We start from the raw sequence: 18,962 nt of genomic DNA on the forward strand, positions 1-18,962 counted from the left end.
ACTTAATACTTAGTCTAACGTAATATCTAAACCTAAACCACGTAACTCGTGTACCAATACGTTAAACGATTCTGGCACACCTGGAGTTGGTAGATTTTCACCTTTAACAATGGCTTCGTAAGTTTTGGCTCTTCCGATAACATCATCCGATTTAACGGTTAATATCTCCTGAAGAATATTAGCAGCACCGAATGCCTCTAATGCCCAAACCTCCATCTCACCAAAACGTTGACCACCGAACTGGGCTTTACCACCCAATGGTTGCTGTGTAATTAATGAGTATGGTCCGATTGAACGGGCGTGCATTTTATCATCAACCATGTGACCTAATTTCAACATATAGATAATACCTACTGTTGTAGTCTGATCGAAGCGCTCACCAGTTAAGCCATTGTATAAGTAGGTTTTTCCAGAAGCAGGAACACCCGCTTTAGCAATCCATTCTTCAACCTCATCATGCGTAGCACCATCAAAAATCGGAGTAGCAAATTTCACTCCCAATTCTTTACCGGCCCATGCCAATACGGTTTCATAAATCTGACCTAAGTTCATACGTGAAGGTACACCCAGTGGATTCAACACGATATCAACAGGACTACCATCAGCTAAGAAAGGCATATCCTCGTCACGTACAATACGTGCAACGATACCTTTGTTACCGTGGCGGCCCGCCATTTTATCACCTACTTTTAATTTACGTTTTTTAGCAACATAAACTTTTGCCATTTGTACGATTCCCGAAGGAAGCTCATCACCTACACTAATTGCGAATTTATCGCGTTTGTAAGCGCCGAGTTCTTCATTAACACGAATACCGTAATTGTGAAGCAACATTTTAATCATCTCGTTTTTGTCATCATCAGTAGTCCATTTATTAGGGCTGATGTGATTGTAATCAAGATCTGCTAAAATTTTCTGAGTGAATTTAGCACCTTTAGCAACTAATAATTCTTTGTAAATATTGAATACACCTTGTGATGTCTTTCCATTTACGATGGTGAATAATTTATCTACTAATTCTGCTTTTAATTTCTCAGTAATGTTATTATATCCTTTGTCTAATTTCTCAATTGCCGATTTCTCTTCAGCTTTTGTAGTTTTCTTAGCACGGCTGAATAATTTAGTATCAATTACCACACCCTGAATTGAAGGAGGTGTTTTCAAAGACGCGTCTTTAACATCACCTGCTTTATCTCCAAAGATTGCACGTAGTAATTTCTCTTCCGGCGAAGGATCAGACTCTCCTTTCGGAGTAATCTTACCAATTAAAATATCCCCTTCTTTTACATCAGCACCTACACGGATGATACCATTTTCATCAAGGTCTTTAGTGGCCTCTTCAGAAACGTTCGGGATATCTGGTGTTAATTCCTCTTCTCCACGTTTAGTATCACGTACTTCTAATTCAAACTCTTCAATATGCAATGAAGTAAAAACGTCATCACGAACAATACGCTCGTTGATTACAATCGCATCCTCAAAGTTGAAACCTTGCCAAGGCATGAAAGCCACTTTCAAGTTTCTTCCTAATGCCAGCTCACCATTTTCAGTTGCATAACCTTCGCAAAGTACTTGTCCTTTAGTAACTTTCTGACCTTTCTTAACGATTGGTTTCAAGTTGATACAAGTATTCTGGTTGGTTTTCTTAAACTTAATTAAACGGTAAGTTTTGCTGTCACCTTCAAATGAAACTAAACGATCATCTTCATTGCGTTCATATTTAATGATGATTTCGTTTGCATCAACATATTCGACAACGCCGTTACCTTCAGCATTGATAAGTGTTCTTGAATCGCGTGCAACGCGACCTTCCAAACCTGTACCAACAATTGGTGCTTCAGGACGTAACAATGGTACGGCCTGACGTTGCATGTTCGATCCCATCAAAGCCCTGTTCGCATCATCGTGTTCTAAGAACGGAATTAACGAAGCAGCAATTGAGGTAATCTGGTTAGGCGCAACATCCATTAAGTCTAATTTCTCAGGCTCAATAATCGGGAAGTCACCCTCGTAACGTGCTTTAACGCGTGGTGTAATGAAGTTACCTTTATCATCATATTCTGCATTTGCCTGAGCAATGGTTTTACCATCCTCATCTTCAGCAGATAAATAAATAACATCTGAATCAACAACTACCTTACCATCTTCAACACGTTTGTATGGCGTTTCGATGAAACCTAAATTATTGATTTTAGCATGCACACAAAGTGATGAAATCAAACCAATGTTCGGTCCTTCAGGAGTTTCAATTGTACATAAACGACCGTAGTGCGTGTAGTGAACGTCACGTACCTCGAAACCAGCTCGCTCACGTGATAAACCACCTGGGCCTAAAGCTGATAAACGGCGTTTGTGTGTAATCTCTGCTAATGGATTGGTTTGATCCATGAACTGAGATAATTGATTTGTACCAAAGAAAGAGTTAATTACTGATGATAACGTACGGGCGTTAATCAAATCAGTTGGTGTAAAAACCTCGTTATCGCGAATGTTCATACGCTCACGGATTGTTCTGGCCATACGAGCCAAACCAACACCGAATTGTGCATACAATTGCTCACCTACCGTACGTACACGACGGTTTGATAAGTGGTCAATATCATCCACCTCTTCTTTAGAGTTTATTAATTTAATTAAGTATTTAACAATTGCAATGATATCTGCTTTTGTTAAAACTTTAACATCATCCGGGGTATTCATTTTCAATTTACGGTTGATGCGGTAACGACCTACATCTCCCAAATCGTAACGTTTATCCGAAAAGAATAAACGATCAATGATACCACGTGCAGTTTCCTCATCAGGTGGTTCTGCGTTACGCAAAGCCCGATAGATGTTTTCAACAGCCTCTTTTTCAGAGTTTGATGTATCTTTTTGTAATGTATTATAAATAATGGTATAATCGGCCTGGCTTGCACCATCTTCTTTAGAAAGAATGATGGTCTTAACACCCGCTTCGATAACCATATCAATGTGTTCGTCTTCTAAAACGGTTTCTCTTTCAAGAATCACTTCATTACGGTCGATAGAAACTACCTCACCTGTATCTTCATCTACAAAATCTTCAACCCATTTCTTTAAAACTCTTGCCGCCAGTTTACGACCGATATATTTCTTTAAACCTGATTTACTAACTTTTACTTCGTCAGCAAGATCAAAAAGTTCTAAGATATCTTTATCAGAATCGTAACCGATAGCACGTAATAAAGTGGTAACCGGGAATTTTTTCTTACGATCGATGTATGCATACATTACGTTGTTTACGTCTGTAGCAAACTCGATCCATGAACCTTTGAAAGGTATCACACGTGCGGAATACAATTTAGTTCCATTTGTGTGACGACTTTGGCCGAAAAACACACCTGGAGAACGATGTAATTGCGAAACGATAACACGTTCTGCACCGTTGATCACAAATGTACCTTTTGGTGTCATATACGGGATAGTACCTAAATACACATCCTGAATAATGGTTTCAAAGTCCTCATGTTCAACATCGTTACAAGAAAGCTTTAGCTTTGCTTTTAATGGAACATTGTAGGTTAACCCACGCTCAATACATTCATGTATATCGTAACGTGGCGGATCAACAAAATAATCAAGAAACTCCAATACGAAGATATTTCTTGAATCTGTTATTGGAAAGTTTTCAGCAAACACTTTAAACAAACCTTCGCTAGAGCGATCGTCTGATGTGGTATCTATCTGGAAAAATTCTCTGAATGATTGCAATTGCACATCCAGAAAATCCGGATAGTCTATAATGTGCTTACTCGTTGCAAAATTTACTCTTTGTTCGACTGTCTTTGCCAATGGACTAAAAGATTTTAGTTTAAGAATAAACTATTTGTTTGGTTTCGGGTTTGAAACATTCTCATTAACCAAGCAAAATGAGGTGTTTATAAACAGGTAAAGACACCGACATTTTCAGTCGGTGTCTGATACATTTTTAGCTTAGCTAAATTAAGTGATTACTTAATTTCAACTACTGCTCCAGCTTCTTCTAATTGTTTTTTAAGAGCTTCTGCTTCGTCTTTAGCAACACCAGTTTTTAATTCTTTTGGTGCTCCGTCTACTAAGTCTTTAGCTTCTTTCAAACCTAAACCAGTTAAGTCTTTAACAAGTTTTACAACTGCTAATTTCTGACCACCAGCTTCTTTTAAGATTACATCAAATGATGTTTTTTCTGCAGCAGCAGCAGGTGCATCACCACCAGCAGCAGGACCAGCAACTACAGCAGCAGCTGCAGGCTCGATACCATACTCGTCTTTCAAGATTTGAGCTAATTCATTAACTTCTTTTACTGTTAAGTTTACCAATTGCTCAGCAAACGCTTTTAAATCTGCCATTTTATTAAGATTTTAAAAATTTACGTGTAATAATTTTGTTTAATTTGCGAACTTAAGGTGTTCGTTAACCTTCTCTTTCTTGTAGAGTTTTAACAATTCCTGCAATTTTGCCACCGCTTGATTTAAGGGCAGAAACAACATTTTTAGCTGGTGATTGTAATAATCCAATGATATCGCCAATAAGCTCTTCTCTTGATTTTAAGCTTACTAAGTTATTCAATTGATCATCACCAACGTAAACTGATGAATCTATGTATGCCGCTTTAAGCACAGGTTTATCAGAAGTTTTTCTCAAAGTTTTAATCAACTTAGCCGGAGCGTTTGCTGTTTTTGAGAATAGTAATGATGATGAACCTTTAAGGGCTTCGTATATCTCAGAAGCATCGCCGTCTAAACCTTCAATCGCTTTGCGAATTAAAGTATTTTTAGCAACCTTCATTACGATATCACTTTCAAAACATTTGCGACGGATGTTATTAATCTGCTCAACAGAAAGGCTAGATGTATCAGCAATATAAAAATTGCCAAACTCCTGCATTTGTCCTTGTAGTTCTAAAACTACTTCGTTTTTTTCTTCTCTGTTCATGATTAGATCCCCGCTACTGATTTTGTTTCAATTGCAATTCCAGGACTCATTGTAGAAGACACGTGAATGCTCTTAAAATAAGTTCCTTTAGCAGCAGATGGTTTTAATTTAGAAATTACAGAGATGATCTCTAATGCATTTTCATAAATTTTATCTGCCGGGAATGATACTTTCCCTATTGAAGCGTGTATAATACCGCTTTTGTCTACTTTAAAATCAATCTTACCTGCTTTAACCTCTGTTACAGCTTTACCAACTTCGTTAGTTACTGTACCAGATTTTGGGTTTGGCATTAAGTTCCTCGGACCTAAAACACGGCCCAATTTACCTACTTTTGCCATACAAGCTGGTGTAGTGATAATAATGTCTACATCGGTCCAACCACCTTCAATTTTAGCCACATATTCGTCTAAACCTACGAAATCTGCGCCGGCTGCTTTTGCTTCTTCTTCCTTATCAGGAGTTACTAAAGCTAAAACACGTACAGTTTTACCTGTTCCGTGTGGTAAAGTAGCAATCCCACGCACCATTTGATTGGCCTTACGTGGATCTACACCTAATGATACATCAATATCAACTGACGCATCGAATTTAGTGGTAGTGATTTCTTTTACCAAAGCAGCAGCAGCCTGTAAAGTATAAGCTTTACCAGCTTCTATTTTAGCATGTGCCTTTTTTTGATTTTTAGTTAATTTCGCCACTGTTGTAAACTGTTTTTAATTAATTATTCCAGGGTGCGTCACCAGAAACGGTGATTCCCATACTGCGTGCTGTACCGGCAACCATACTCATTGCAGATTCGATTGTAAATGCATTTAAATCAGGCATTTTATCTTCAGCAATAACTTTAATCTGGTCCCAGGTCACCGATCCAACTTTCTTACGGTTAGGCTCAGCAGAACCACTCTGTAATTTAGTAGCATCTTTTAACTGGATGGCTACAGGAGGGGTTTTGATGATGAAATCGAATGACTTATCAGCATAAACAGTAATTACAACCGGCAATACTTTACCTGCTTTATCTTGGGTACGAGCGTTGTACTGTTTGCAAAACTCCATGATGTTAACACCCTTAGCACCTAATGCAGGTCCAACTGGTGGCGATGGATTTGCCGCTCCGCCTTTGATCTGTAATTTGATCATTGCACTGACTTCTTTTGCCATTTTGTGTTTTTATTTATTTAAAACTCAATGTTAATAGTGGAAGCATGTAACATTTAATGTCCTGGCGGTTTTATATAAAACCAAAAGGACTGCAAAGATATGAATAATCCTGCAGTCCTCCAATATATTTTATAAAATTAATTTTTACTCTTTTTCTACTTGCATATAGTTAAGTTCTAATGGTGTTTTACGACCAAAAATCTTAACCATAACTTTCAACTTTTTCTTCTCTTCGTTAACTTCTTCAATAACACCCGTGAAACCATTGAAAGGTCCATCCATAACTTTGATGTTTTCACCAACATAGAAAGGAACATTCATCATCTCCCCTTGCTCGCTCATTTCATCAACCTTACCTAAAATACGATTAACCTCAGCCTGACGCATCGGGATAGGATTACCAGCTTTATCGCCTAAAAATCCAATGACACTGTTTATTCCTTTAATAATATGCTCTAACTCGCCATCCAGAGTTGCCTCGATTAAAACATAACCAGGATAAAAGTTACGCTCTTTTGCTATTTTTTTTCCGTCTTTCATCTGGTAATATTTCTCCATAGGAATTAATACCTGAGGAACCAAATGAGAGAAACCTAAACGACTTATTTCAGCATCAATATACTGCTTTACCTTTTTTTCTTTACCGCTTACAGCTCTAACAACATACCACTTTAAAAGATCGCTCATTAGTATATTAATTTGAAAGTGATTTGTAAAAAGTATCTAACACGAATACAGAACCTTTATCCATTGCAAAAATAATTAATGCAATAATTAAAGAGGCTACTAAAACAAGAACCGCAGAGTTTTGAAGTTCTCCCCAAGTAGGCCATGTAACCTTCTGGGTCATTTCATCATACGATTCTTTTATAAACTGAACTACTTTAGCCATATCTAAATTGTTGAATGAAAGAATGAGTGAGTGAGTGAATGGTACATTTGAAGATTTCTTTCAAATTCAATCATTCATCCATTCAAAAATCAATCATTATTTTAAGCACGGGAACAAGGATTCGAACCCTGATCAAAGGTTTTGGAGACCTCTATTCTACCGTTGAACTATTCCCGTGTATTTGTTTGTAGTTAGTATAAAGTACTTAGTACTTAGATTTTAGTCATTTTTGACCTAATCCAAGTACTAAGTAAGTTATTTATATACTAAGTACTATGTACTTAATACTATTTTAAAATTTCAGTTACCTGACCAGCACCTACTGTTCTACCACCTTCACGGATAGCGAAACGTAGACCTTTTTCCATTGCGATTGCGTTAATCAATTTAACTGTAATTGTAACGTTATCACCTGGCATTACCATTTCAGTACCTTCAGCTAATGAAATTTCACCAGTTACATCTGTTGTACGGAAATAGAATTGAGGACGGTATTTGTTAAAGAATGGCGTATGACGACCACCTTCTGCTTTTGATAATACGTAGATCTCAGCTTTGAAATCTGTGTGAGGTGTTACTGAACCTGGTTTACAGATTACCATACCACGACGGATATCAGTTTTCTCAATACCACGTAACAATAAACCAACGTTATCACCAGCTTCACCGTAATCTAAAATTTTACGGAACATCTCAACACCAGTTACTGTAGATTTTAAGTTCTCAGCACCCATACCTAAGATTTCAACCGGATCACCTGAGTTGATTACACCACGCTCAATACGACCAGTAGCAACAGTACCACGACCTGTAATTGAGAACACATCTTCAACAGGCATTAAGAAAGGAAGATCAGTTAAACGTGGAGGAATTGGAATGTAGTTATCTACAGCATCCATTAATTCCATAATTTTACCAACCCATTTCGGATCGCCGTTTAATCCACCTAATGCAGAACCTTGGATTACAGGAATGTCATCACCTGGGAATTCATAGAATGATAATAATTCACGAACTTCCATTTCAACTAATTCTAATAACTCAGGGTCATCAACCATATCCACTTTGTTCATGAATACAACCAATGAAGGAACACCTACCTGACGAGCCAATAGGATGTGCTCGCGAGTTTGTGGCATTGGACCATCAGTAGCAGCAACAACGATAATTGCACCGTCCATTTGAGCAGCACCAGTTACCATGTTTTTCACATAATCCGCGTGACCTGGACAGTCAACGTGTGCATAGTGACGGTTAGCTGTTGAATACTCAACGTGAGCTGTATTGATTGTAATACCTCTTTCTTTTTCCTCTGGAGCAGAGTCAATAGATTCGAATGAACGTGCCTCAGATAAACCTGCATCAGCTAAACATTTTGTAATAGCTGCTGTTAAAGTTGTTTTACCGTGATCGACGTGACCGATTGTACCGATGTTTAAGTGCGGTTTACTGCGGTCAAATTTTTCTTTTGCCATTTTATTTATAACTAATTAGTAGGTTAACTTTTTATTATTTTTATTTATTGTTTTGATACAATGCAACACAAAAAACCTTGTCCATTCTGTTATTTAACAGATTTAACAAAGCTTCTTTTTTATGAGCCAACTATGGGAATTGAACCCATGACCTCTTCCTTACCAAGGAAGTGCTCTACCGCTGAGCTAAGTCGGCTTTTTTTTCAGCTCATTAGTTCAGTAGTTTATCTGTTCATTAGGCTACAAATGAACCAGTGAACCAATTACTAATGAACTTCCAAGAGCGGAAGACGAGGTTCGAACTCGCGACCTATAGCTTGGAAGGCTATCGCTCTACCAACTGAGCTACTTCCGCTTATTAATCTACGATTTCAGATTTACGAATTACGATTAGCTTCAATCGTCAATCTAAAATCTCTCAATCTAAAATCAATTTGTGGGGAGAGAAGGATTCGAACCTTCGAAATCTTGCGATAACAGAGTTACAGTCTGTCCCATTTGGCCGCTCTGGAATCTCCCCGTCTTTATTCTAAAATGCGAACATTTTAAAATAAAAAGAGCCTCCTATCGGAATCGAACCAATGACCTACTGATTACAAGTCAGTTGCTCTACCAGCTGAGCTAAGGAGGCTTTTATTTTTTTTTTGCATCGTTTAAAAAAATGGTTTCTTAAACAAATAAATGCGTATTTTAATAATTTTATACTTTCACAGAACTACCCACTTCATTATTTGAGGTCACCCCCTTTCCGAATTGGAATGCAAATCTACACATTTATATTTCTATTCAAAATAAATTTAAAAAAAAATTAGCGGGCAGAAAGCGCCGCTAATTTCCTTTGGAAAGTTAAAAAAAATATTTGCTTAGTAATCAGATATTTCGCTATCAATTAAAACTGTTTTCTGCTCACTAATTTTTTTTCTTGTTTTTTCTTTATGCTTGGTGATTTGCTTTCTTAATGATTCAATTGCCAGGTCGGTAGCTTCCTCAAATGATTTACATTGTTCTTTTGCAAATAAAGTTCCGCCAGGCACAATCAGCTTTATCTCACTAATTTTGTTCGCTTCATCTTCTACATTCTCCAGCTTTAAGTACACTTCGCCACTAATAATTTGATCAAAGAACTGATCAAGCTTATTCGCCTTTTTCTGTATAAAATCTAACAACTTACTGTCTGCATTGAAGTGGATTGATTGAACTCCGATTTTCATTTTTCCTCCTTTTTTATGCCTTTGGATGGGCTTGTTTATAAATTGTTTTTAATCTTTCGATTGAATTGTGTGTGTAAACTTGTGTAGCAGCTAAACTGGCGTGACCTAACAGCTCTTTTATTGCATTCAAATCCGCACCTGCATTGAGTAGACTTGTTGCGTAGCTGTGCCGAAGCACATGCGGGCTTCTTTTATCATGCGTAGAAACCAAGCTTAAATAACTGTTTACGATCCGATATATTAATTTGGGATAAGCTCTAGCACCAGTATTGGTAACGATCAGGTAGGGCAAATTGTTATCCAAATTCTGCGTTTTTTTAAGGTCAATATAATCATTCAACTGGTTTATAAGCTGTTTATTTACCGGAATAATACGCTCTTTATTCCTTTTACCTAAAACTTTTATACTATTTGAATAGAAATCAACATCTGTATTTTTTAAACCAATTAATTCTGCAAGGCGAATACCTGTTCCAAAAAGTAGTTCTATAACAATATGATCCCTTTTAGAATTAAAGCTATCATCAAAAAATACTTCAGAATCTAGAAGTTTGTCCAGTTTTTGATTTTCAACAAAAACAGGTAGTCTTTTTGGCACTTTCGGCGACTTTATAAGTTGCATCGGGTTATTCGCGATCTTTTCTGCCCGGGATAGAAAATGATAAAAGCTGCGTAATGCAGAAATTTTCCGGCTAATAGTGTTTTCTGATGATTTATTCTCCATCAATTCAACCATAAAACTTCTGATATGGGTGTGTTTAATCTCAAAAAAATCAAGTTGAAATGTATTGGAAATGAAATCCTGAAATTGTGATATATCTGCCTGATAGGAAGTTATTGTATGAGGAGAATATCGTTTCTCGTGTGACAGGTAGGTTAGAAAACTGTTTAGCAACATGTATTACGAATTAGATGCTCAATGAGATTGAAGTTACTAATAGTTTTAAGATTAAGAAATTATTAACTCAAAATTTTCCACAAAAAAAATGCCCTTGAAAAAATCCAAAGGCATTTAATAATATATATTGATACAACTAAATTGCTGTATCCTGATTCATGTTTTGAATATAAACAGCATGTTTAATTTCAGTACGACGAGCTACAGATTTTTTCTCGTATGCCTGACGGCTACGTAATTCTCTTAAAACGCCTGTTTTTTCGAATTTCTTCTTGAAACGTTTAAGGGCTTTATCTAATGATTCGCCGTCTTTAATATTGATAATGATCATAACGCTGAAATACCTCCTCTCGTGGTTTTTAAATTTCCTTATTACAAGGGATGCAAATGTAAGCAAATTATTGAAAATAAGAAACTGTTCTTCTAAAAAATCAAGTCAAAATTTCCAGACCGGTTTTTTTTACGCTGAAAATTTAAACTGGATATTTTTTTTAAAAAAAAGAAACAATTATGCTATTGAACTTCTTACTAATATCTAACATACTATTACCATATTCTTATATAAGAAATCAATACTAATATGACAACAAGAAAAAAAACAATATCCATCTTAATTGCGGTGATTCTGCTATTTATCGCCGGCTTAGTTTATTACAAATACTTTTTTGTTTTTGGAGAAGGCGTCAAAGCCGGTGAACTTAATTATGTCGTTAGAAAGGGCTATATGTTTAAAACATACGAAGGCAAGCTCATCCAAAGTGGTATAAAATCACGACAAACGGGAACACTTCAAAATAATGAGTTCGAATTTTCTATAGCCAACAAAGAAATTGCTGAGAAAATGATGGCCAACAGTGGTGAATTTTACGAATTACATTACAAGGAATATAAAAACACATTGCCCTGGCGGGGATTTTCTGTTTATGTTGTGGATAGCATCTATTCAGTTAAAGACATACCAGAATAAGTAAGTCAATATATAGCCAACAGATTATTAATTTTTCTTTTTAGGAACTTTTGCACCTTCTTTTCTCGCTTCTGATAAGCCTATAGCAATCGCTTGCTTTTTAGATGTTACTTTTTTACCGGTACCACTTTTCAATTTCCCTTCATTCATTTCGTGCATGGTTTTTTCTACCTTTTCACCAGCTTTTTCTGAATACTTTGCCATGAGATTTTAGTTTTAGACTTTAGACTTTAGACTTTAGACTTTAGATTAAAAACAAAGTACTAATTGCTTTAGTTTGAAAATAAAACAAAAAATCCGGAGGTTTATACCATCCGGATTACTCATAATATATTTGGTTTGTTGTATATAAGGTTGATGGTGTAAGGCATAAGGTGTAGGGTGATCGACTTTAGCCTAAACCTTCTACCTTTCTACCCTCGCAATATTTCTCTCGCAATTACAATTTTCTGTATTTCTGAAGTCCCCTCGCCAATGGTGCATAATTTACTATCCCGGTAAAATTTCTCAACAGGAAAGTCTTTAGTATAACCATAACCTCCAAAAATCTGAACTGCTTCAGTTGAAACTTTTACAGCAACTTCCGAAGAGAAATATTTAGCCATTGCCGATTCCTTTGTCATGGGCAGGTGTCTGTTCTTTAAATCTGCGGCCTGGCGAATCAATAATTCTGCAGCTTCAATTTCGGTAGCCATATCAGCCAGTTTAAAACTGATTGCCTGAAAACTCGAAATTGGTTGTCCGAACTGATGGCGTTGTTTTGAATAGGAAACTGCAGCATCAAAAGCGCCTTTAGCAATTCCCAAACCCAGAGCTGCGATAGAAATCCTTCCACCATCCAAAACTTTCATAGCCTGTTTAAACCCCTCACCTACATTACCTAGCAAATTAGCTTTTGGAACTCGGCAATTATCAAAAATCATTTCAGTTGTTTCGGATGCACGCATGCCTAATTTATTTTCCTTTTTACCTGCCGAAAAACCTGGTGTTCCGCGCTCTACCACAATTGCCGATATCCCTTTAGAACTCCCCTGATCACCTGTGCGTACCATAACAACGGCTAAATCGCCACTTTTGCCATGTGTAATCCAGTTTTTCGAACCATTTATAATATAATCATCTCCATCCTCAACAGCTGTGGTCATCATCCGCAAAGCATCTGAACCAGTATTTGCTTCCGTTAAGCCCCAGGCACCAATCCATTCGGCTGTCGCCAGTTTCGGCAACCATCTTTGTTTTTGCTCTTCATTGCCAAACGCCAGAATGTGACCGGTGCAGAGGGAGTTATGTGCTGCTAATGACAAACCTATTGAACCACAAACCCTGGCCACTTCTACTATAACATCAACATATTCCTGGTAGCCTAAACCGGAGCCACCATATTCTTCCGGAACTAAAACCCCCATTAAACCCATTTCTCCTAATTGTTTAAACAAGCCTACAGGAAAAATTTGCGCTTCATCCCACTCCATAATATTTGGGCGGATGTGTTTCTCAGCAAAATCCCGAACCATTGCCTTAACATTTATCTGTGTTTCAGTCTCTGAAAAATTATAGTTCTGACTCATGAATTTTTATTTATTACAGTTAGATGCGGCAATGATAAACAAATATTTCCTAGTTATTTGCCATCCAAAATTTGTGAAAATGCAGAACGAAATGGTATTTGGTTCAATTACCAGTAATGGTTAATTTTAATCCTGATAAACCTTGCTAAAAAGTTTTTTTTATTTTTTATTGTTATTTACCACCTGATGGAATACCGCTTTGAAAGCAGATGAAGAATTAAAAAGAAAGATAAGGACTCAATTTATCTATAATCTGAGGTGTTAGTATTGCAACTTTCCTCAGGTCATTTACGCTGCTATAATTGCCATGCTGTTTTCGAAACTGAATGATCGCATTTATCTGCTTGTAAGATAAATAAGGTGATGTTCTCAGAACATTAAAGTCAGCAGTATTAATGTTAACTGTTCTAACAGATGAAGGGTTAATGGAAATCTGATCCTTTATTTCTTCGTATTTTAAAGAATCCAAACCATAAACTTCCATCAACTGCTCCTTTTTATGGAAACCGCCCAAACGGTTCCTGTATTTTAAAATCCTACTGGCAAAAGCCGGTCCTATACCTTTTATCTGATCTAAGACAGCAGAATCTGCCTGATTAATTTCAACAATTATTAAAGGTTTTTTGATGTATTCTTTTTTCTGATATTGAAAATCCTTTTTTGCATAGGGCTGGTTTTGATTTTCAATCGTTACATAAGGCAACAACTTTTTATACATAGCCGGAGTTATGGTATACATGCTTTCCAAATCTTCGGGCTTATAAAACTTGCCGCCTTTACTTCTATAATTTATTATCGACTGAGCTTGTTTTAAAGACAAGCCTAAAATTTGCCAACCTTCAGCATCAATTGTATTTGGATTAAACTTGAATAATCTCGGTCTTGTTTTACTATTAGAATATTCAGTTCTATTGAAGCTGGTGTGCGTACGCTGGCGATCAGCGATCGTTATTTTTTGAATGTTGGCTAATAAATTGGGATTGTCTATTTCGACTGGCTCATAATAGCTCCATATCAAAGGAAAAGATTTTAAAAGCACTATTATCAGAATTAAGAGGATTAATCCATTGAACTCGGCCTTACTGAAACCGAAATGTTTGTTTAGCCAAATTCTCATTATGACGATATTAAGCGTGTATTATAAATATAAATCTTATTTTTGGGATTGCAAAAACAATTAGTGTTCTGCGTATCAACAAGCCAATTATTTTTATGAAGATTATTACCACCTCAGAATTTGCGAAGGCGACGAAAATAGACAAGTTAGGGGTTCCTGGATTAGCAGGTTTAATGATGGAAATCATGAAACTTAACGACATAAACGATGTTTTCTCCCAAAATCAGCATTTCAAAGGTTTAGAGTTTGTAGATAAGATATTGGAAACCATTGGTGTTTCCATCGATTTTGATGAGGACGAATTAAACAGCATACCTAAAACAGGGCCCTTTATTGCCATTGCCAACCATCCTTATGGTGGCGTAGAAGGGCTCGCACTGGTGAAACTTTTATGTACAGTTAGACCGGATGCAAAGGTGATGGTTAACTTCATCTTAAAAAAAATACCTAATCTGGACGAATTTTTTGTGGCTGTAAATCCTTTTGAAAACGTTCAGCACTCTTCCAGCATCAGCGGTTTAAAAACAACATTCGATTTATTAAGAAACGGCACACCCATTGGTATTTTTCCAGCCGGCGAGGTTTCGACATTCAAACTTGATGCTCAACAGGTAACCGACAGAATGTGGCACCCGGTTGTGGGTAAATTAATTGCAAAAGCCAAAGTACCCGTTGTACCAATTTATTTCCATGGCAATAATGGCGTATTTTTTAATATTTTAAGTTTCATTCACCCTACACTTCGTACAGCAAAATTACCTTCAGAATTTTTAAATAAGCATGGCCGCACCATCCGGGTAAGAATTGGAAAAGCAATCGGACTCGACGAAATTTCCCACATGAATAAAACGAATAAGTTGATGGACTTTTTAAGAGCCCGTACTTATGCGTTGGGTGTTGGTTTAGACACGGAGAAAAAACTTTTCAATCCGCTTAAATTATTCAAAATTAAAAAGAAACCAGCAGAAGTAATCGAAGAAACTTCGAGGGTTTCGATAAAAGAAGAAATAGCCACTTTAGAAGATTTTAAAGTATGGACCGAAAAAAACTACGAGGTTTATATCGTACCGACGTTAAAAATCCCCAATACATTAAGGGAAATCGGCCGTTTAAGGGAAATTACTTTCCGCGAAGTGGGTGAAGGCACCAATAAGAAAATCGATTTAGATAATTATGATATTTATTACAACCATTTATTTATCTGGGATAAAGACCTGGAAAACATAGTTGGCGCCTATCGGATTGGTAAAGGAGATGAGATTTTAGAAAGCATGGGTCGCCGCGGCTTCTATCTGTCAGAATTATTCAAAATGAAAGACCAGTTTTACCCAATGTTAAAACAAGGGATAGAACTTGGCCGGTCCTGGATTAGAAAAGAATACCAGGGTAAACCGCTGCCGCTCTTCCTGCTTTGGAAAGGCATTTTGAAATACCTTATCGATAATCCGCAATACCGTTATATGTTTGGCCCGGTAAGTATTAGCAATAGTTTCTCAAAATTTAGCAAAGCACTTATCGTAGATTACATCACAAAAAACCATTTCGACTATGAAATGGCCAAGTATGTAAAACCAAGAAATAAATTTAAGGCGGATTTATTGCCCATATCGACCGATACTTTAGTTGACAGCAGTGATTCTTTCAAAGATTTAGATAGTATCATTGGAGACATCGAAAATTCGCATATTAAAGTACCTGTTTTGCTCAGGCAGTATATGAACCTGAATGCAAAAATTATTTCATTTAACATCGACCCTAAATTTTCTGATTGCCTTGATGGGTTTTTAGTTGTAGATACACACAACATACCGCCCGAAATGCTTGAAAAGCTAGGCAAGAATCTTTAGAATTAAAAACGAAAAACCCGGATATCCATCCGGGTTTTTTCTTATCAACTAACCTAAACTTTTATAAATACTAACCAAATATTTATGCCACAAATATGGGGTTATTGCATTATCAGAATATTAAGAGAATGTTATAAAATACAATTCATCTCTTCCTAAATTCTCCGTTTACAAATCGAAGAACGGAAAGGATATTAACTTCTGCTAGTTCATCGTTTATTCGTTTCCTATACATCTAGTTACCTTTTGTTTTTATTTCATCAGGCGATGCATGTAAATTCTAAAATCTTCTAAATAACAATATTGCATTACCATATAACAGCTGTAACGGATCTTACAATTTATTTCTATTGAAACAATGGCTTACTTTTAATCTGCTTAAACGAATATGCTCATCCCTACAAACTGTAAATCACTCCCTGAAAATTTAATAAAGATAGGTACGTACAAAAAATGAACTGGCAAATGATTTCCCAGATAGCTTCCTTTAAGAGCGTGAAACAGTAAATACCGAAGTACGTGTGACTGCCTTCACGTCAGGATAGATTATTGAATGACATAATATTAAACTAGAGTTAAGCAATTAGTTAACATTTACAAAAACAAAATGTTAAATCCTTATTAATATTATGTAAATTTAAAATCACCAAATATTTCAAATTGAAAGAAAACGCATATAAGTATTTTTCAATTGCAGTTTTATGCATCTGCATCATGTTTTCGTTTATTAGAACGAAAGCTCAAAACTATTCGCTTGAATTTTATACTGGTACGTTTAATTTCAGTGCAGAACCATCAATTGTTATAAATACACCAATCAATGCAACTTCAGAGACCGTTAAACACTTTTACAATGAGATTAATAGCGGAGATTATACTGGTTTAACCAAAGCCCTAACAGCCTATAAAGAAAAATATAAACTTAACGATTGGATTTATTATCAGCTAATTCGTAAAACTGCCGAATTGATAAGTCCAAAGGCGAAAAACTACAGCCGTTACACCCTTTATAAATGGTTTTTACTAAATAAATGCGGCTATGATGCAAGGCTAGCCGTTGGCAACGGACAAATTATTTTCTATGTAAAAAACAATGAAGACATCAGTGATATTCCTTTTTTCATGATTGATGACCGAAAGTATATGTGCTTAAATTATCATGATTATGGAAAGTTATTTCAGCAAGCTAATGCATATAAGCCTGTTAACATTTCAATTCCCGAGGGTCTACATGCTTTCTCATATAAAGTTACCAGGTTACCGGATTTTAAACCCGAAAGTTATGTAGAGAAAGATGTAGATTTTAGTTATAAGCAAAAGAACTATCATTTCAAATTAAAGGTGAATAACGATGTCCAGGCTATCTTCGCGAATTACCCTGGTGTAGATTTCGAATCGTATTTTAACATTCCGCTTAGCCGGGAAACTTATAGCTCTTTAATTCCAATATTGAAAAAAAATGTGAAGAACCTTGACCAAAAAAAGGGCGTGGATTATTTAATGCGCTTTACCAGATATGCTTTCTTATATGAGAACGATCAGGATAACTTTGGAAAAGAAAAACGATTATCTCCGGAACAAACATTATTAAATAAATACAGCGATTGCGATGACAGGGCTGCATTATTTTTCTACCTGGTTAAAGAAATTTATAACTTACCGATGGTTGCACTCCTATATCCTACCCATCTAACCATGGCAGTCCAATTTGATAAACCGATAAAAGGTGATTTTTTGATTTACAAAGGACAGAAATACGTTTTCTGTGAACCTACGCCCCAACTACAAGATTTAAAAGTTGGGCAACTTTCTGCTCAGTTGAAGAATATTGCTTATAAAGTTGTTTATAACTATGACCCTCTTAAGCGAAACTAAATGTTAATTTAAGATTAAATTAATATTAAAAAATCATTACGTTATCAACAACAGACTGATTCATGAGCTATTTAAGGTAATTTAGATTTCTTATTTTGAGTTAAATCTTAAAACCAAACTTATGTCAGCTGTTATATATACTGTTTTAAAGGAATTTTTTGTTGAGGTTAACGGTCATGCAATAAAGGCCAGAATTATGTCACCCATAAATGATGACAACGTTTTCGTTTTCAAAATCAGTTCATTTTATAAAAGCAAAACTGATGCTGATGCCTATGAACCGGCATCTACTTTTAACTCTTACGCAAATGCGGAGCGGCATTTACTTCAATACCTGGAAGGTTTCCAGAATACACTCGACCTGGGTGGCGACATTGCGCCGGGGAATCGTTTTTAAATATTTTCTTTATCATCCTTCTCCGGTGGAAGTTCTGACTGAATGGTCTCTTTTTCAAACACCTTCTTGTCCTTTTGGTTTCTCTTAATCAGGTAAGCAATTAAAATAACGACCAGAACTGCAACACCGATTAATATTGGGTAATTCATATTCGTGTGATTAAATTTTAACCTATGGATTTAAACTAAGTTATGGGAAATATTTTATATGTTAACCATTCCAACACTTGTTAACATAATCATAATACTAAATTAACACAGCGAAATTTTATCTTTGGTGAAATCCAGATCGTTCAATGAAAAAGAATAAATCCAAGTCGAAAAATCACTCGACGAGCAAAAAATTAAGTAAAGCGTTAGAGTCAAAATTAGCAGCTGTCATCAGCGAAACGGCAAGTCAGTTTGGCAAGGTAAAAAAAGCAGATAAAGTTATTAAGAAGTTTGCGAAACAGCTTTCTAAAAAAATCAGTATCGTTCCGGTAGAAGATTCAATAGCTTCATTCATTAAAGAGGAACAAGTTGCACCTATTGCAGAAAAAGTTGTTAAACCTGTGGTAAGAAAGACTTCAACGTCAAAAGTAAAAGAAATTTCAGAATAAGATTAATGCAAAAAGCCG

General features: G+C 36.1%; 20 protein-coding genes and 5 tRNA genes. 5 read left to right on the forward strand and 20 right to left on the reverse strand.

Going from position 1 to position 18,962, the window contains the following annotated elements; genetic code table 11:
- Window positions 1-9: 9 nt before the first annotated feature.
- From rpoB to rpsU, 16 genes are all read right to left on the reverse strand, one after another.
- Window positions 10-3,813, reverse strand: a complete 3,804-nt coding sequence (gene rpoB, locus ASF92_RS11760) for a DNA-directed RNA polymerase subunit beta (protein ID WP_056092804.1) — start codon at window positions 3,811-3,813, stop codon at window positions 10-12.
- A 158-nt stretch (window positions 3,814-3,971) separates the two neighbouring features.
- A complete protein-coding gene (gene rplL, locus ASF92_RS11765) occupies window positions 3,972-4,349 on the reverse strand; it encodes a 50S ribosomal protein L7/L12 (protein WP_025143257.1) in 378 nt (125 codons plus the stop codon).
- Window positions 4,350-4,413: 64 nt separating this feature from the next.
- Entirely contained in the window at window positions 4,414-4,935 is a 522-nt protein-coding gene (gene rplJ, locus ASF92_RS11770; RefSeq protein WP_056092807.1) for a 50S ribosomal protein L10, read from the reverse strand.
- Between the two features lie 2 nt (window positions 4,936-4,937).
- Window positions 4,938-5,636 carry a 50S ribosomal protein L1 gene (gene rplA, locus ASF92_RS11775; protein ID WP_056092810.1) on the reverse strand — a complete coding sequence of 233 codons (699 nt, stop codon included), beginning with the start codon at window positions 5,634-5,636 and terminating at the stop codon, window positions 4,938-4,940.
- Window positions 5,637-5,655: 19 nt separating this feature from the next.
- A complete protein-coding gene (rplK, locus tag ASF92_RS11780) occupies window positions 5,656-6,099 on the reverse strand; it encodes a 50S ribosomal protein L11 (protein WP_010601094.1) in 444 nt (147 codons plus the stop codon).
- Window positions 6,100-6,243: 144 nt separating this feature from the next.
- Window positions 6,244-6,786 (reverse strand): transcription termination/antitermination protein NusG, encoded by a 543-nt coding sequence (gene nusG / locus ASF92_RS11785; protein ID WP_056092813.1) that lies wholly within the window; start codon window positions 6,784-6,786, stop codon window positions 6,244-6,246.
- Between the two features lie 7 nt (window positions 6,787-6,793).
- Window positions 6,794-6,991, reverse strand: coding sequence for a preprotein translocase subunit SecE (secE, locus tag ASF92_RS11790; protein ID WP_056092816.1), 198 nt, complete (start codon window positions 6,989-6,991; stop codon window positions 6,794-6,796).
- 106 nt (window positions 6,992-7,097) lie between these two features.
- Window positions 7,098-7,168 (reverse strand) — tRNA-Trp (locus ASF92_RS11795).
- A gap of 110 nt (window positions 7,169-7,278) precedes the next feature.
- Window positions 7,279-8,466, reverse strand: a complete 1,188-nt coding sequence (gene tuf, locus ASF92_RS11800) for an elongation factor Tu (protein WP_056092819.1) — start codon at window positions 8,464-8,466, stop codon at window positions 7,279-7,281.
- A gap of 124 nt (window positions 8,467-8,590) precedes the next feature.
- Window positions 8,591-8,662 (reverse strand) — tRNA-Thr (locus tag ASF92_RS11805).
- A gap of 86 nt (window positions 8,663-8,748) precedes the next feature.
- Window positions 8,749-8,821, reverse strand: a tRNA-Gly gene (locus ASF92_RS11810).
- Between the two features lie 82 nt (window positions 8,822-8,903).
- Window positions 8,904-8,986, reverse strand: a tRNA-Tyr gene (locus tag ASF92_RS11815).
- A gap of 38 nt (window positions 8,987-9,024) precedes the next feature.
- Window positions 9,025-9,097, reverse strand: a tRNA-Thr gene (locus tag ASF92_RS11820).
- Window positions 9,098-9,329: 232 nt separating this feature from the next.
- Window positions 9,330-9,677, reverse strand: a complete 348-nt coding sequence (gene hpf / locus ASF92_RS11825; protein WP_056092822.1) for a ribosome hibernation-promoting factor, HPF/YfiA family — start codon at window positions 9,675-9,677, stop codon at window positions 9,330-9,332.
- Between the two features lie 13 nt (window positions 9,678-9,690).
- Window positions 9,691-10,575, reverse strand: a complete 885-nt coding sequence (locus ASF92_RS11830; protein WP_056092827.1) for a tyrosine-type recombinase/integrase — start codon at window positions 10,573-10,575, stop codon at window positions 9,691-9,693.
- 136 nt (window positions 10,576-10,711) lie between these two features.
- Window positions 10,712-10,906, reverse strand: coding sequence for a 30S ribosomal protein S21 (rpsU, locus tag ASF92_RS11835; RefSeq protein ID WP_056092830.1), 195 nt, complete (start codon window positions 10,904-10,906; stop codon window positions 10,712-10,714).
- 249 nt (window positions 10,907-11,155) lie between these two features.
- Between rpsU and ASF92_RS11845 the strand changes: the two genes are divergently transcribed.
- Window positions 11,156-11,542: a hypothetical protein gene (locus ASF92_RS11845; RefSeq protein WP_056092835.1), complete on the forward strand. Its 387-nt coding sequence runs from the start codon at window positions 11,156-11,158 to the stop codon at window positions 11,540-11,542.
- Between the two features lie 27 nt (window positions 11,543-11,569).
- On the opposite strand, the gene ASF92_RS21245 is transcribed toward ASF92_RS11845, so the two are convergent.
- From ASF92_RS21245 to ASF92_RS11855, 3 genes are all read right to left on the reverse strand, one after another.
- Window positions 11,570-11,746: a DUF6496 domain-containing protein gene (locus ASF92_RS21245; protein ID WP_197413284.1), complete on the reverse strand. Its 177-nt coding sequence runs from the start codon at window positions 11,744-11,746 to the stop codon at window positions 11,570-11,572.
- A 209-nt stretch (window positions 11,747-11,955) separates the two neighbouring features.
- Window positions 11,956-13,110 carry an acyl-CoA dehydrogenase family protein gene (locus ASF92_RS11850; RefSeq protein WP_056092838.1) on the reverse strand — a complete coding sequence of 385 codons (1,155 nt, stop codon included), beginning with the start codon at window positions 13,108-13,110 and terminating at the stop codon, window positions 11,956-11,958.
- Between the two features lie 217 nt (window positions 13,111-13,327).
- A complete protein-coding gene (locus ASF92_RS11855) occupies window positions 13,328-14,227 on the reverse strand; it encodes a ComEA family DNA-binding protein (RefSeq protein WP_056092840.1) in 900 nt (299 codons plus the stop codon).
- 95 nt (window positions 14,228-14,322) lie between these two features.
- On the opposite strand from ASF92_RS11855, the gene ASF92_RS11860 reads away from it, so the two are divergent.
- From ASF92_RS11860 to ASF92_RS11870, 3 genes are all read left to right on the forward strand, one after another.
- Window positions 14,323-16,074, forward strand: a complete 1,752-nt coding sequence (locus ASF92_RS11860; protein WP_056092842.1) for a lysophospholipid acyltransferase family protein — start codon at window positions 14,323-14,325, stop codon at window positions 16,072-16,074.
- Window positions 16,075-16,734: 660 nt separating this feature from the next.
- The gene (locus ASF92_RS11865; protein WP_369817093.1) at window positions 16,735-17,949 is read left to right on the forward strand and encodes a hypothetical protein; all 1,215 of its coding nucleotides are present in this window, start codon (window positions 16,735-16,737) and stop codon (window positions 17,947-17,949) included.
- 121 nt (window positions 17,950-18,070) lie between these two features.
- On the forward strand, window positions 18,071-18,346 hold the full coding sequence (locus ASF92_RS11870; protein WP_056092848.1) for a hypothetical protein: 276 nt from the start codon (window positions 18,071-18,073) through the stop codon (window positions 18,344-18,346).
- Here the strand turns inward: ASF92_RS11870 and ASF92_RS21250 are convergent.
- A complete protein-coding gene (locus ASF92_RS21250) occupies window positions 18,343-18,495 on the reverse strand; it encodes a hypothetical protein (RefSeq protein WP_197413285.1) in 153 nt (50 codons plus the stop codon). The two genes, ASF92_RS11870 and ASF92_RS21250, sit on opposite strands and share 4 nt — an antisense overlap.
- Before the next feature lie 146 nt (window positions 18,496-18,641).
- On the opposite strand from ASF92_RS21250, the gene ASF92_RS11875 reads away from it, so the two are divergent.
- Complete coding sequence (locus ASF92_RS11875; RefSeq protein WP_056092851.1) at window positions 18,642-18,944, forward strand: hypothetical protein; 303 nt, start codon at window positions 18,642-18,644, stop codon at window positions 18,942-18,944.
- Window positions 18,945-18,962: the final 18 nt, after the last annotated feature.

It is taken from the genome of Pedobacter sp. Leaf176, from assembly GCF_001424305.1.
Classification (GTDB): domain Bacteria; phylum Bacteroidota; class Bacteroidia; order Sphingobacteriales; family Sphingobacteriaceae; genus Pedobacter.